Source organism: Xanthomonas euvesicatoria (assembly GCF_013112235.1).
GTDB lineage: Bacteria > Pseudomonadota > Gammaproteobacteria > Xanthomonadales > Xanthomonadaceae > Xanthomonas > Xanthomonas euvesicatoria.
The window spans coordinates 920,948-935,857 of sequence record NZ_JABFFS010000001.1; the positions used below are offsets into that span (position 1 = coordinate 920,948).

7 protein-coding genes are annotated in these 14,910 nt (G+C 67.0%); 3 read left to right on the forward strand and 4 right to left on the reverse strand.

The window, feature by feature from the left end; translation table 11 throughout:
* Positions 1 to 58 precede the first annotated feature (58 nt).
* On the forward strand, positions 59 to 1,873 hold the full coding sequence (locus HLH45_RS03915) for a GspE/PulE family protein (protein ID WP_046932711.1): 1,815 nt from the start codon (positions 59 to 61) through the stop codon (positions 1,871 to 1,873).
* Positions 1,874 to 2,267: 394 nt separating this feature from the next.
* Here HLH45_RS03915 and HLH45_RS03920 read toward each other — a convergent pair whose 3' ends face one another.
* Positions 2,268 to 10,922, reverse strand: coding sequence for a type III secretion system effector XopAD (locus HLH45_RS03920; RefSeq protein ID WP_033479384.1), 8,655 nt, complete (start codon positions 10,920 to 10,922; stop codon positions 2,268 to 2,270).
* A gap of 469 nt (positions 10,923 to 11,391) precedes the next feature.
* Here HLH45_RS03920 and HLH45_RS03925 point away from each other — a divergent pair, with 469 nt between their 5' ends.
* Together HLH45_RS03925 and HLH45_RS03930 are read left to right on the forward strand one after the other, a co-directional pair.
* Positions 11,392 to 12,144, forward strand: a complete 753-nt coding sequence (locus HLH45_RS03925) for a glutamine amidotransferase (RefSeq protein ID WP_003484963.1) — start codon at positions 11,392 to 11,394, stop codon at positions 12,142 to 12,144.
* 59 nt (positions 12,145 to 12,203) lie between these two features.
* Positions 12,204 to 13,103 carry a BPSS1780 family membrane protein gene (locus HLH45_RS03930; RefSeq protein ID WP_014091465.1) on the forward strand — a complete coding sequence of 300 codons (900 nt, stop codon included), beginning with the start codon at positions 12,204 to 12,206 and terminating at the stop codon, positions 13,101 to 13,103.
* A gap of 184 nt (positions 13,104 to 13,287) precedes the next feature.
* Here HLH45_RS03930 and tatC read toward each other — a convergent pair whose 3' ends face one another.
* From tatC to tatA, 3 genes are read right to left on the reverse strand one after another with little or no spacing between them, the layout of a single operon-like run.
* Positions 13,288 to 14,025: a twin-arginine translocase subunit TatC gene (gene tatC, locus HLH45_RS03935; RefSeq protein WP_005923115.1), complete on the reverse strand. Its 738-nt coding sequence runs from the start codon at positions 14,023 to 14,025 to the stop codon at positions 13,288 to 13,290.
* Entirely contained in the window at positions 14,022 to 14,648 is a 627-nt protein-coding gene (gene tatB, locus HLH45_RS03940; RefSeq protein WP_008577765.1) for a Sec-independent protein translocase protein TatB, read from the reverse strand. Before tatB ends, tatC begins: the two co-directional genes overlap by 4 nt.
* A 15-nt stretch (positions 14,649 to 14,663) precedes the next feature.
* A complete protein-coding gene (tatA, locus tag HLH45_RS03945) occupies positions 14,664 to 14,891 on the reverse strand; it encodes a Sec-independent protein translocase subunit TatA (RefSeq protein ID WP_003484969.1) in 228 nt (75 codons plus the stop codon).
* Between the last annotated feature and the right edge of the window lie 19 nt (positions 14,892 to 14,910).

Consider the following 14,910-nt stretch of genomic DNA (forward strand, 5'->3'; position numbering starts at 1 on the left):
GTATACCGGCCGACCCGCGGCGCTTTGCCGCGCAGCACCGCTGCTGGGGAAAACACGCATGGAACAGCGGCGCACCGCCGATCCGGATCACGCCGTGGCACTGCTGCCGCGCGGCCGGCTGATGTTCGACCCGGTGGCCGCGGCCCTGCTGGCCGACGGCATGGTGGTACCGCACGAACACGAGCGCGTGCAGTTCTCCGCCAGCGGCGCGCGCACCGCCAGCGATGTGCATCCGCTGGTGCTGCTGGCCAATCTGAAATTGCACGCCGCGCAGCCGCCGGCCGGCGAGCTGGGCCTGGAACGGCTGACCGAATGGCTGGCCACCCGCACCGGCCTGCGCTATCTGCGCATCGACCCCACCCGCATCGATGTGGCCGCGGTCACCGGCGTGGTCTCGCATGCGTATGCGCGCAGGCACCGCATCCTGCCGCTGGCGCTGGATGCCGAGCGCGTGCTGATCGCCACCAGCGAGCCGCTGGCGCTGGAGTGGCTGGCCGACGTGCAACACCTGAGCCGGCGCCGTATCGAGCTGGCGCTGATCAACCCGCTGGATCTGCATCGCTACACGATGGAGTTCTTCGGTGTCACCCAGTCGGTACGCGGCGCGCGCAGCGATGCGCGCAGCACCGAACCCAACGCCGGCCTGCCCAGCTTCGAGCAACTGGTGGAACTGGGCCGCGCCGGCGACGTCAATGCCGACGACCACCACATCGTGCACATTGTCGACTGGCTGCTGCAGTACGCCTACGAGCAGCGCGCCAGCGACATCCATCTGGAACCGCGGCGCGAGGCCGGACGCATGCGCTTCCGCATCGATGGCGTGCTGCACAAGGTGCTGGAAGTGCCGCCGTCGGTGATGACGGCGGTGGTCAGCCGCATCAAGGTGCTCGGGCGCATGGATCTGGCCGAACGCCGTCGCCCGCAGGATGGCCGCATCAAGACCCGCTCGCCGGGCGGGCGCGAGGTGGAAATGCGCCTGTCCACGATGCCCACCGCGTTCGGCGAGAAATGCGTGATGCGCATCTTCGACCCGGATTCGGCGTTCAAGAGCATCGAGCAGCTCGGCTTCAGTCCGGAAGAGGCCGCCGGCTGGAGCGCGCTGGTCGAGCGCCCGCACGGCATCGTGCTGGTCACCGGCCCCACCGGCTCGGGCAAGACCACCACGCTGTATTCCACGCTCAAGCGCCTGGCCACGCCGGACGTGAACGTGTGCAGCGTGGAAGACCCGATCGAGATGATCGCGCCGGAATTCAACCAGATGCAGGTGCAGCAGAACATCGACCTGGATTTCGCCAGCGGCGTGCGCACGCTGCTGCGCCAGGACCCGGACATCATCATGATCGGCGAAATCCGCGACCTGGAAACCGCGCAGATGGCGGTGCAGGCCTCGCTCACCGGGCATCTGGTGCTGTCCACGCTGCACACCAACGATGCCGCTTCGGCCATCACCCGTCTGCTCGACCTGGGCGTGCCGCATTACCTGGTGGCCTCCACCCTCAACGGCGTGCTGGCGCAGCGGCTGGTGCGCACGTTGTGCGTGCACTGCAAGCGCCCGCATACGCTCAGCGACGCCGACTGGGCGGCCATCCGCGAGCCCGGCGAAGCGCTGCCGGAACCGCTCAACGTGCACGCACCGGTCGGTTGCCTGGAATGCCGCCGCACCGGTTACCTGGGCCGGGTGGGCCTGTACGAACTGCTGCCGGTCAGCCCGCGCCTGCGTACCCTCATCCGCCCCGACACGGAGCTTGCCAGCTTCAGCCAGGCTGCCCGCGGCGAAGGCCTGCGCACGTTGCGCCGCACCGGCCTGGAGAAGGTCGCCGCCGGGCTGACCACCATCGAAGAAGTGCTGTCGGTGTTGCCGCCGCGGGAATAGACGCCTCCTTCGTTATGACGACCACGCCGCTTGCGCGCGCATGATCCGTAGGGACCTTCGACGCGGCGAGGGGTCGAGGGCAGTGGGATTCGGTTGAAAACTGCTGTGCTGGCGGCAGGACCGATCCCTGCCGGGTGCTCGTGTTCGCTCAGGTGCACGGTTGCGTGGCATGCATGCAGCAACGCCTCCGGAGTGCATGCCGGTCTCGCGCACGTCGCGGTCGATCGCCATGATGGCGATCGACGCGTTCGCCCGCGCCTGCGAGCCGCACGCGCGTGATTCCCGCCCCAGTGGCACTCGGCGCTCATGCCTTGAGGGCGGAGATATCGTCCGGCGCACAGCTAAACCGGCTTGAGAGCCGCAGATTCGCCAGGTCTTGCGCGTTGATGGGTGCTCATACGCGGCCTCCGAGGCGCTCGATGTGGGCGGGCTTGCTCACCCTGGCCGTCATCTCGTGCATCGCCTGTCTGTGCCCTGCGATTTCCTGCGTCAGTTTTGCCTGCCTGACCGGATCGGGCCGGGGTTTTTGCCGCTCCTTCTCGAGGCGTGTCTGCGCCAACTGCATCCGCTTGTAGGACAGATGCGTTTGCGCCTTGGCGTTGAAGCTCTCGGCCGTGTGGAACTGCACTTCGAACGCGTAGCCCTCGGCATCGGTGAAGCTGGCATTGATGCCCCGGTAGGTGCCATCTCCCGAGGTAAAGTAATTCTGCAGCTTCACGCACGTCATCCCGTGCCGACGCAGTTCGTCCTGGGCCGCCTGCACCTTCGCCACGAAACCCTCGGACGGCAACTCAAGCGCATAGCGCAGCGCATCGCCCACGCGTTGCGTGGCCTGTTCTGTTGTCATGCCGGCGCGCTGATGGCGCCGGATCTTGTCCTTGATCGAGGCGACCGATTTCTGGAACGGGTCGTGTTGCACCTGCTCGATCCGGCCCTGGCTGGCGTTGTAGCGCACGTTGCCCCAGAGCCGCGCGCCCAAGCCGTCGGCCAGCGTGTCGAGCACCGGCGTCAGCGACGCCTGCTTGCGTGTGGCGGCATGGAACACGCTGTGTGCCGGCGATGCGCCTGTATTGACGGGGGTCTGTTCGGAGCCGGGCGTCGGCGTCGCGCTTGCCAGCGCCGGCACGGTCTCTTCCTGCCAGTCGTCGATCTCCTCGCACCCCGGCGGCGAGGCCACACGCTTGAAGGCCTCCAGCGCAGGCGCCTGTAGCTTGCGCTGCTCGGACCGCGATGCGCCGCCAAGCGCCAGCGCATGGGCGCGCTTGTACAGGTCGTGGAAGCGCTCCTTGAGCGCGAAGGTCTCCGGGGTGTGGAACTGGATCTCCCACAGCGCGCCCTCAGGGCTGCGAAGCGTGACATTGATGGCCTTGAAGACTGGCGGGTAATCGGTGAATTGATTGGTCAGCTTGACCCGTGCATGGCCTTGGTCGTCCAGTGCAGCCAGCGTGGCGCGCAGACCGGCGGTAAAGCCCTGCGGTTCCAGCACCACGCTGTAGCGCAGCGCGTCGTTGACGCTGGCTGCCGCCTCGTCCAACGGCTGCTTCTTCAGCGCCATCCGCTGCTTGAGCTTGTCCTGCAACGAGCCGTAGGACTTCAGTTGATGCTGCGTGCCGGCCAGTTGCCCACCATGGCGCGCGGCGATGTTCTGCAGCATGTCGGTGACCTGCGGCTCCATCTGGCGAGCGCGCCTGAGCAAGGCCTGTGCCTTGAGCGCAATGTCCTGCGGCTGCACGTCGCGCAGACGCTCGGCCGGCGGCTGCGACCGGGCGATCCAGCCGGCCTGCTGTAGTGCCTCGAGCGCGTCTTCCATGACGCCGGCGGCCATCGACGGCATGCGCTGCAGCAGCAGCTTGGTCTGTTCGGGATCGAAGCGCCCGTCCTGCATGGCCCGGGCGGTTGCCCTGCTGTAGGGCACGTTGCGGACCCGCTCGGCGAAGCCCCGCTCGGCCCGTTCGCAGGCCTCCACGATCTTGGCGAACAGCGCCGTGCCGGTGTCGGACTTCAGCGCATCGGTGCCGACCTTGATCGCGATGGTGAACAGGTTGCGCATGGTCAGTTCCGGCTCGCCGGGGACGAGCCCGGGTTGCCCGTCCGGGAACTGCGCATGCGACAGCCGGCACACCGGGTAGTTGTCCAGGATGGCGTGGATGCGCGCCTCCACGCCAGCGGCGGACTCGTAGGCCTTGGCCAAACCGGGAAACGCCTCAGCCAGGGCCTCGGGCAACGCCGGCGCGGCGCTGTCGGCGGCCGGGTCCGTCTCAAGCGCAAGCAGCTGCGCGTGCAGCAACGCGGCAGCTTCACGCGCCTCGGGCAGGTGGGCGCGTTCGATCGCCTCGCGCGCCTGCACGCGCAGCGTGGCCAACACCACCGGATCGCGGACCGGCTCTTCGAGCAGCTCGCGCAAACCGTTGCGCAAGCCGCGCTCGATGCCATCGTAGGTGCCGAACATCATGTCGCGCGCCATCGCTTCGCGCAGTTCGTTCGGCTGCCCCATGAAGCGCGCCGCCAGCGTGGCGGCCGCCGAGGTGATGCGCTGACCGCGCTTGAGGGCCATGATTTCCGACAGCCGCCCTGGCTGGTAGTGGCCGCTGACCGGGTCGATGGCCGGCGTGGCCGTCTTCGGCGGCTTGAAGGACTTTTGCCGACCGAGCCTGGCCTTGCGATCCATCACCCGCGAAATCAGCGCAGCCAGCTTGGGATAGCCTGCGTAGATGAAGGCGTCGTCGCCGTCGGTGTCCATGTCGCGTTTGCGCAACTCGTCGATCGGCAATGCGCCCAGGCGCCCAGGCTCCACGATGTCCTTGAGCCGCAGGCTGCCGGTGCTGAGGATGTCGCGCGGCAAGGCACCGCGGTCACGGCCGTTTGTCCAGCACGACAGCGTCTTCAGATCTTCCTTGGAGCAGGCCAGGTCGGTGTCGCTGAACTCAGCCGGCCACTGCTGATCGGGCACCACCACCAGCATGCCCTTGCTGTGCAGCATCTGCGGATCGACGCCGGAGCGATCATCGAAACCGGTGTAGCTGTACTGGATGCCGAAGCACTGGGAGAGGAACGCGGCGGTGGCGTCGCCCTGGGCCACGGTGGCGATGCGCTGCTCCGGCACCGGCAGCAGATTCTCCTTGTCGTAGGGAGGCTTGCCGAGCAGCAACGGGCCGCCCGCGACGTCGAAGGCCTGGCTGCGCTGCTGCGGCAGATGCACCTTGTCGTCGGCCGACGGCACCGCCCGCACGCGCTGGCCCTGGTAGCCACCGCCGATGAGCGGCCTGTACACCCACAGCGGATCATCGCCTGTCGGCTCCAGTGTCCGCAGCCGGTCCTGCATCGCCGCGTGCGCCTCTTCCAGCGCCGCGGCATCGCGCGGGTAATGCTGCAGCGCCTGCGCCGGCATCATCGAAGGCCCCTTGTCCTTGGCCACCAGCTCGCGCTGCTCCTCGGTGGCCTGGTTTGCCTGCACCGCGTGCCAGGCCTCGTAATGCTTGCGGAAGGCCGGAATGGCCAAGGCCACCTCCAGTTTCAGGAAGCCGCAGCCATCGTTGGGGCACAACGCCAGGGCAGTGCCATCCACGGCCAACGGCTTGAACGGATGCGCAGGGCCCTCGACGTCATCGAATACGCCCAGGCGCAGCGTGCCTTCCACGACATGGTCACTGGGCACCATCTCCAGCAGCGAGCGCTGCATGCGCGACCAGTCCTCGCGTTGCGGAGCGAGCTTGGCCGCCAGATGCATCAGGCTGCTGCCCGGGGCGGTGTCGGCATAACGGAATGCAGGCAACAGCGACGCCGACTCCTTGCGTTGGGACAGCACCAGGCTGTGGCTACCGGATTTGCCGCGCGCCGCGCGGCTGCCGCCGAACATGTCGAAGCGCCAGGGCTCGCCGTTGTAGTTGAACGTCCGCGCGAGCATGAAGGTCGATAGCTCACCAGGCAATTGCACCTCCACCAGCGGCAGCCCGGTCAGGCGTGCAAACAGCGAATACGGCTTGTCCGATTCGGACCGGTTGGTCGACAGCTCCTTGCCCACCAGATCGACCACCACATGGGTCGTGCTGCCGTGGCCGGGCGCCGGCGCCACCGGCCGGCCGGGAACCGAGGCCATGCTCAAGCGCCCACTGTCCAGGTCGAAGCGGGTCGGTGGATGGGCCTGGGTAATGGCCGGCGCGTCCTTGGCCATGCGCAGGTCCAGGGCGTCGAACATCCGGTCGCCGGCCTCGATCTGCGCGATCAGGTTCCAGCTCATCTCGCCCAGGTCCGCCTCGATCGCCTCGCGCGTGCGCGCCAGCGTCAGGTCCACCCACTTCGACAGTTCATCGCGGCGCTGGCGCAGTTGCTTGCGCGGGCCGTCCAGATGGCGCGCTTTCCACTGCCGGCTCACCACCGCGTAGGCCTTGAGCACCTGGTAGAAGGTCAGCGCCGGGCAGCGCGTGGCATGCTGTTCGATGTCGGCCGACGCGCGCGCGCCGTCGCCGCGCAGGTACAGCTCGATCTTGCGCGCGACGATGGGCTGCAACGTATCGAACACGTGCAATGCCTGGCCCCGATGGCGAGGGGCCAACTCCGGACTGCGGATCAGCGGCAACAGTCCCATGCAGAGGCTGCCGATCCCCTCAAGGCTGGTCTGGCGTAATCCATCGTCCCCGATCAGGGCCGACACCCGTTCCAGCGCCGGTTGTCCCAGCGAACGCATCTGGCGCTGCAGCCGCGCCGAGGCAAAGGCCTTGAAGAGCACACCGATATCGCCGGCCGAAGCGGACGCAAAACGCTCGCGGTGCACATCCAGGTGCCCGGCCATCGCCTGCAGCTTGGCGATACCCAGGGTCTGGAACTGCTCATCGTCCTCTTCGTCCAGATGCGACAGCCGGGACATCGCGTTGGCCAACACCGCGATCCCCCGCATCTGGAACTGCCGCCAGGGCAGCTCGGCCGAGCCTGCACGCTCGGCGAGCAGCACGAATGCCGACTGGCACACCGGCCGGGCGAGGCATTTGCTCAGCGCGTTGAGCGCCACGGCCACGCCTTGCGGGTCCAGGGCCTTGCGCAAATCGGGATCGTTGGCCAGCGTCGCCGCCAGGACGTCGATGGCGGTCTCGCAGGCTGGCGTGCCGGGCCATTTGCTCAGGGCATTGAGCGCTTGGCTCACGTTGATAGGGTCGAAGGCACGACGCAAGCCGGCATCGTTGGTCAGCCGCTCGGCCAGCGCGCTGGCGGCGGCCGCGCAGACTGGCTTGTCGGGCCATTTGCTCAGGGCGTTGAGTGCGTTGCCAAGGCCCTGCGCTTCCAGATCCCTGCGCAACCCGGGATCGTTGGCCAGCCGCGCGGCTAGCGCGTCGACGGCGGCCGCACAGACCGGCATCTCGGGCCATTTGCTCATGGCGTTGAGCGCATTGGCCACCCCTAGCGCATCGAGGGCATTGCGCAACTCGGGGTCGTCGACCAATCGCTCGGCCAGCGCGTTGACCACCTCGCCACCGGCCGGCATGTCCGGCCATTTGCTCAGGGCATTGAGCACCTGGGGCAGGTTGGAAGCGTCCAGCGCCTTGCGCAGGTCGGGATCGTCGCTCAGCCACTCGGCCAGCGCACTGGCAGCGGCCGCGCAGACCGGCATGTCCGGCCATTTGCTCAGCGCGTTGAGCGCAGTGGCCACGCCATGCGCGGTCAGAGCGTGGCGTAACTCGGGTTCGTCGGCCAGCCGCTCGGCCAGCGCACCGGCGGCGGCCGCACAGACCGGCACGTTGGGCCACTTGCTCAGGGCGTTGAGCACGGTGGCCACGCCATGGGCGGTCAGGGCGTTGCGTAACTCGGGTTCGTCGGCCAAGCGCTCAGCCAGCGCGCCGGCGGCGGCCGCACAGGCCGCATTGTCGGGCCATTTGCTCAGGGCGTTGAGCACGGTGGCCACCTGCTGTACGTCGAAGGCCACGCGCAACCTGGGATCGTCGGCCACCCGTGCGGCCAGCGCGCTGGCGGCGCCCGCACAGGCCGGCGTGTCGGGCCATTTGCTCAGGGCGTTAAGCGCGTTGGTCATTTCTCGCGGCTTGAGCACGTCGCGCACGTCGGGCTCGCGTCTCAGTCGCTCGGCCAAGGTGTTGGCGGCCGCCGCACAGGCCTGGTTGTCGGGCCATTTGCACAAGGCGTTGAGCACGGTGGCCACTTGCTGCGCGTCGAAGGCCTTGCGCAACCTGGAATCGGCGCCCACCCGTGCGGCCAGTGCGCTGGCAGCGGCCGCACAGACCGGCGTGCCGGGCCATTTGCTCAGGGCATTGAGCGCATTGGCCACGTCCAATGGATTGAGATCCTTGCGTAACTGGGGATCGGCGGCCAGCCGCTCGGCCAGCGCACTGGCGGCGGCGGCACAGACCGGGGTGTCAGGCCATTTGCTCAGGGCATTGAGCGCGTTGGCCACGTCCAGTGCATTGAAGGCCTTGCGTAACAGGGGATCGCCGACCAGGCGCCCTGCCAGCATCCGTGCGGCTTCCGCGCAGACCTCGGTGTCCGGCCATTTACTCAAGGCATTCAGGACGTTGGTCACGTCGACCGGGCCAAGTTCCTTGCGCAGGTCGGGCTCGTCGACCAGCCGCTCGGCCAGCGCGGCGGCGGCCTCAGCACAAACCGCCGTGTCCGGCCATTTGCTCAACGCGTTGAGCACGATGACCACACCTTGCCGGTTCAGGTCCTTGGGCAACTGGGGCTCGTCGGCCAGCCGCTCGGCCAGCGCGCTGGCGGCAACCGCACAGACCGCCTTGTCAGGCCATTTGCTCAAGGCCTTGAGCGTGGTGACAACCTGGTGTGCGTCGAGCGCCTTGCGCAACTGGGGCTCGTCGACCAGCCGCTCGGCCAGCGCGCTGGCGGCCTCCGTGCAGATCGACGTGTCGGGCCATTTGCTCAGGGAATGGAGCGCGGTGACCAGTTCCTGCGGCTTGAGGGCCTTGCGCAGGCTCCTCTCATGGATCAGCCGCTTGGCCAGCGCATTGGCGGCCTGCCCACAGATCGGTGTATCGGGCCATTTGCTCAGCGCTTCCAGCACTTGGGTCACGTTGATCGGGTCCAGGGCCTTGCACAGCTCGGGATCGTGGGCCAGCCGCCGGGCCAGCGCGCTGGCGGCCTGCGCACAGCTCGGTATATCCGGCCATTTGCCCAGCGCGTTGAGCGCGTTGGCCACACCTTGCGGATCCAGATCCTCGCGCAATTGGAGATCGTCGACCACGCGTTCGGCCAGCGCACTGGCGGCGGCGGCACAGACCGGGGTGTCGGGCCATTTGCTCAGCGCGTTGAGCACGTTGGACACGCCCTGCGGGTCCAGGTTCTTGCGCAGCTCGGGGTCGTCGGCGACCCGCTCTGCCAGCGCACTGACGGCAGCCGCACAGACCTGGTCGTCGGGCCATTTGCTCAGGGCGTTGAGCGCATTGGACAGGCCTCGCGCATTCAGGGCCCGGCATAGCTTGGGGTCGTCGGCCAACCGCTCGGCCAGTGCGATGGCGGCGGCCGCACACACCGGTATATCGGCCCATTTGCTCAGCGCGTTGAGCGCCTGACTCACGTTGATCGGGTCCAGGGCCTTGCGCAAGCCGGGATCGTCCACCAACCGTTCGGCCAGCGCACTGGCGGCAGCCGCACAGACCGGGGTGTCGGCCCATTTGCTCAGGGCGTTGAGCGCGTTTCCCAGTTCTTGCGGTTTCAGTTCCTTGCGCAATCTGGACTCGTCGGCCAACCGTTCGGCGAGCGCGCTGACGGCATTCCCGCAGTCCGGCGTGTCGGGCCATTTGCACAGGGCGTTGAGCGCGGTCGCCACGCTCTGGGCATCCATGGCGCAACGCAGGCGCTTGTCGCTGGCGACAAGCGCGGCAAACCAGTGCGCCGTCGCCTGGCACTCCGGGTTATCGGACCACTTGCTGAAGGCATTGAGTGCCAGGCTGATGTTCTGCGCACTCAGCCCCTGTCGTGCGTGGTCGTCACGCCGCAGATGACGTGCCAGACGCGCCACCGCGCGTTCACACCGGCCGCTGTCGAGATTCTTCGAGAAGGCATTCAGAAGCAGAACTGACGGGTAGGCCCCCAGCCCCACCAGATCATCGGCCTGCGTGAGCTCTCCGGCGATCCACGCGATTGCCTCCATGCATGCGGGCTGATTCGGGTGCTTGCTCAGCTTGTTGCCCACATGCGCCAGCTGCGCCAGCGATGCCCCTTCGAACCATCCGGTCCCAAACAGGTATTGCGCCGCGAGCTCGGTGCAACGATCCAGATCGCCGGGTGTCACGCCTGCCCTGGCGCGCCGTGCAGTGGCAATCAACTGAAGATATTTGTCCAGCCGCTGCGCGTTGACTTGCGCGTTGACACTCTCCTCCAGGAAGGGCAACGCCATCCCGCCACGCATGCGATGCGCCAGCTCGTTGTCATATGCCATCGACACGCACCGGCCCGCGTTGTGGTTCCTCCCGATTCCATGGGGCTCGCTCAACTGTCGCTGCTGTTGCTGTCGCTGCGCCTGTAGCCGTTTTTTTGCCGCCCAGTCCAGCTGATGTTCGGCCCTACGCAGATCCTCGGTCGTCAGCCCCATGCCATGGAATGGCCGCTTTGGCTGCCGGGATGCCGCCTGCTCTTCACGTGGTCGCTTTCTGGCGGACCATTCGAACGGTTGTTCGCGCGGCCGAAATGCCCTTGCCTCCACACCATAATGCTGCGACGAGCGTTGTGGCCGATGCTGCGCTGACGACGTGCCGACGTCGTCAGTCGCCCTATCCGGGTAGCCCTCGGTTTTGATGCGCGCGTTTTTGACGGCAGCCGGCTGCCACGGCCGAAAGCGCCTGTCCCATGCGCCTTCGCTGGCATCGATTTCCTCTTTCTTTAAGGCGTTTGCCGTAAAGGGCTGCCTGTCGCGCGTCGAGGCCCTTGGGTCATCCGACTCCATCCTCTGCCGTTTTCTAGGCGGCCGTCCGAGCGGTTGCTGCGCGCCGCTGCTGCTGGCTGCTGCCTGATCCTCCGTTAGCCTGGGCTTTTCCTCATGAGCGTAAGACAGGTTTGTGCGTGTCGCGTTTGAATTGGTGGCATGGGTTTTCATGCCCGGAAATTTAGTCAATCTGCCCGCGAGCGACTTCTTCAATACGAAGCGCAGACGACATGTGCGACGCCCGCTGCGCGTTGGGCCAATGGCCCTACTACATTGCATGGATCGAACGCGTGGGATGCAGCACGCCGGCACGGCGACGTGCTCCGCTGGCGTCAAGCGCAGTGTTCTGAAGGGTATGCACGATTCGATGTTTTTCCACACCAATCCCGCCGAACCTTGCGTCAACCTGACCACGGCGACCGCGCAAAGGCACTGTCATTCCAGCCGTGCGTTTGTCTGCCGATATCCAGGACATGCACCAGTCGGCGACCACCGCTACCATCATCGGCATCCCGCCGCGAGGGAATCAGGACATGTCATTCGGCAATGACCCGCAGCGCGCGTCTTGGAGTGCCGCTTGAAAAAAACGCGTCGCTGCCGCCTACAATCGGGGGCATCTGTTGTGTCCGGATCTTTGCGCATGTCCGTCTTGCCGTTCCTGATCATCGAAACCGGGCAACCCGTGCCGGAGATGAAGCGATACGGCCGTTTTCCGCACTGGATCCGCGTGGCGGCCGGGCTGGCCGAGCAGGAAACGGTGGCCATCGACGTTGCCAATGGGGACGCGCTGCCCGACCCGGCCGACTTTGCCGGCATCATCGTCAGCGGTTCGGCCGCCTTCGTGACCGACCGCGCCGACTGGAGCGAACGCAGTGCCGAATGGCTGCGCCATGCCGCCCATCAGGGCATGCCGCTACTGGGCATCTGCTACGGGCACCAGTTGCTGGCGCACGCGCTGGGCGGCGAGGTCGACTACAACCCGGCCGGGCGCGAATCCGGCACCATCGCGCTGGAGCTGCACCCGCCGGCTGAGCAGGATCCTTTATTCGCAGGGCTTCCGCCGCAGTTCCCGGCCCATGCCACCCATCTGCAGACGGTCGTGCGTGCCCCGGACGGCGCCATCGTGCTAGCGCACTCCCGGCAGGACCGCTGCCATGCCTTCCGCTGGGGCCGGGCCACCTGGGGCGTCCAGTTCCACCCCGAATTCGCCACCCACCACATGCGCGGCTATGTGCAGGCGCGTGCCGACTGCATCGCCCGCCACGGACGTTGCGCCCGCACGGTCGCCCGCGAGGTCACCGCCGCCCCCATCGCCCGCAAGTTGTTGCGCCGCTTCGTGCATCACGCACGCCGGTTGCAAACCGTGAGCGCTCGTCCCGCCGCGCACACGTAAAAGCAGCGATAATCGCGTGACGCCGGATGGTCCGGCGCGCGTATCGATCCGGAATGGGAATGAGCGAAATTCGTAAGGTGCCGGCATCTGCCGGCGCAGAGTGGCTGTTGACCGGTTTCTCGCTGTTGAAGCGGGCGCCGCTGGCGCTTGGCTCGATGGGGGTGATCTGGAGCGTGGCCGCCTCGCTGGTGGTATCGCTGTCGGTCCTGGTGCCGCTGTTGGGCCCGGCTCTGCAGTTCCTGCTGGTGCTGGCCGGCCCGTTGTTCATGGGCGGCCTGCTGTGGGCCATCCGCGAAGTGGACGAAGGCCGCATCGCCAAACCGTCGCATCTGCTGCATGGCCTGCAGGACGGCCGCGCGCCGCACCTGCTGGTGTCGCTGCTGCCGCAGCTGATCGCCGGCCTGCTGCTGGGCGTGCTGCTGCTGGCGATGATCGGCGCCAGCGGGCTGCAGCAGTTGTCCGAGGTAATGGTGAAGATCAACCAGATCAGCCAGTCCGGCGCGCAGCCGGACCCGGTGCAGATCGAGCAACTGGCCGCCAGCCTGCCGGCCGGGCGCATTCTGCTGTGGCTGCTGCTGACCATCGCCACCTTCGCGGCGATGACGCTGGCGCTGTTCGTGATGCCGCCGCAGGTCATGTTCGACCGCAGCACCGGCGGCCACGCGCTGCGCGAGAGCCTGCGCGCCAGCCTGCACAACCTGCCGGCGATGCTGGTGTTCTTCGTCCTGGCCTTCATCGCCATTTTCGCGATCTATTTCGCGGTCATGATCGTGGCGCTGATCGTCGGCCTGATTGCCGGCCAGACCGTGGCGATGTGGCTGGCCCAACTGCTGTTGATGGCGGTGCTGATGCCGGTGTTCGCCGGTTCGGTCTACGCCGCGTGGAAGCAGATGTTCACCCACGCCGGCGCCGCCGCCCAACCAGCCCCGCCATCGCGACCGGATGTATTTGTTGCTTGAATTCGCTTAGCCGTAGGAGCGCACCTGGGCGCGACCGGGGCTTCTCGACATAGGCTTCGTCGCGCGCGGGCGCGCTCCTAACGTGGACCATGGCGTCCGGGGCGATGCCGCGCAGCGACCCATGTGCCCGAAGACCACCGCACCGCGCACCTGCATGGCGGCGCGCCTCGCTGCAGCGACGGCACTAGGCGCTCTTCGGCGCTACCGCACGCGAGGCCATGATGCCCAGCTCGTAGAGCAGGCACATCGGGATGGCCAGCATCAGCTGCGATACGACGTCTGGCGGGGTGAGCACGGCGGCCAGGATGAAGATGCCGACGATGGCGTAGCCACGGCCTTCGCTGAGCTGCTTGGGGCTGACCCAGCCCAGCAGCACCAGGATCACCAAGGCCACCGGCAGTTCGAAACTCGCGCCGAAGGCGAAGAAAATGGCCAGCACGAAATCCAGGTACGAATTGGCATCCGGGGTAATGGCGATCACGTCTGGCTTGAACGTGGTCAGGAAGTGGAACACCGCCGGCAACACCAGGAAATAGGCGAACGCGCAACCGATATAGAACAGCGCCACCGCCGACGCCAGCAGCGGGAATGCCAGCTTCTTTTCGCGCTGGTACAACCCCGGCGCCACGAACGCCCAGGCCTGATACAGCAGCCACGGCACGCTGAAGAACACCGCCACGAAGAAGGTCAGCTTGAGCGGGGCGAAGAACGCGCCGGCCGGATTCATCGCGATCATCGTCTGCCCCAGCGGCAGTTGCGAGATCAGCGGTGCGGCCAGCCACGAATAGATCGCCCGCGAAAACGGCAGCAGCGCCAGCAACACCACGCCCAGACCGATCAGTGCGCGGACCAGGCGGGCGCGTAATTCGACCAGATGCTCGATCAGACTGCTTTCGGCCTGTGCGTCGTCGAACAGGCTCACGGCTGTTTCTCCTGGAGTTTGGCTGGCGCGCCCGGCGTCCACGCGGCCGGTGTGCCCGCATCGACTGGCGCAACGGCGACCGGCTCGGGCGCGCTGGCAAGATGCGCGGCATGCGGCGCTGGCACTATCGTGTCGTGCGGAGCCGGAACCAGGGTTTGATGCGGCGCTGGCGCAATGGGTTGGGCCTGCGCAATCACCGGCGCGGTATGTGCAGCTCCAGCCGCATCGGTTACGCCGGCTGTTGCATCCACATCGGGGCTGGCAGACAAATCCGCATGGGCCAGTTCCAGCGGCGTTGCCACCGGCGTGGCGCTGGCGCGGATGTCGATATCGCGACTGACGTCGTCATGCAGCGTGCGGGCGCCCTGCTCGACCTGCTGCTGCGTGTTGCGCAGCTGGTCTTCGGCCTCGCGCAGCGAGGCCTGCACGTCCTGCAGGCTGCGCTTGAGCTCTTCGGCCTCGAGTTCGCGTTCGAGTTCCTGCTTGACAGAATCCCACTGCATTCGGGCGCGGCGCACCCACAATCCGGCAAATCGGGCCGCCTTGGGCAAACGCTCGGGGCCGAGCACCACCAGGGCGACGACCGCAATGAGCGTCAGTTCGCCAACACCTATGTCAAACACCGACGCCGCTCCGGATCAGCGCGCGTCGCGGTCGCGTTCGGCCTGCGCCTCACGCGCCTGCTCGGCAGTGCGGGAGTCGTCGCCGAGCTTGCCGGCCGGCTTGTCGTCGTCGTGCATGCCTTTCTTGAATTCCTTGACCGCGCTGCCGAGATCCTTGGCACCGCTGGTGAGCCGCTTGGTACCGAACACCAGCAACACGATCACCAGCACGATCAGCCAGTGCCAAATGCTGAAACCGCCCATGATCTGCTCGCTTGCTTGA

Coding starts and splice junctions, on each gene's coding strand:
- HLH45_RS03920 (WP_033479384.1), bottom strand. CDS start 10,922: ATGAAAACCCATGCCACCAATTCAAACGCGACACGCACAAACCTGTCT.
- HLH45_RS03930 (WP_014091465.1), top strand. CDS start 12,204: ATGAGCGAAATTCGTAAGGTGCCGGCATCTGCCGGCGCAGAGTGGCTG.
- HLH45_RS03925 (WP_003484963.1), top strand. CDS start 11,392: ATGTCCGTCTTGCCGTTCCTGATCATCGAAACCGGGCAACCCGTGCCG.
- HLH45_RS03915 (WP_046932711.1), top strand. CDS start 59: ATGGAACAGCGGCGCACCGCCGATCCGGATCACGCCGTGGCACTGCTG.
- tatA (WP_003484969.1), bottom strand. CDS start 14,891: ATGGGCGGTTTCAGCATTTGGCACTGGCTGATCGTGCTGGTGATCGTG.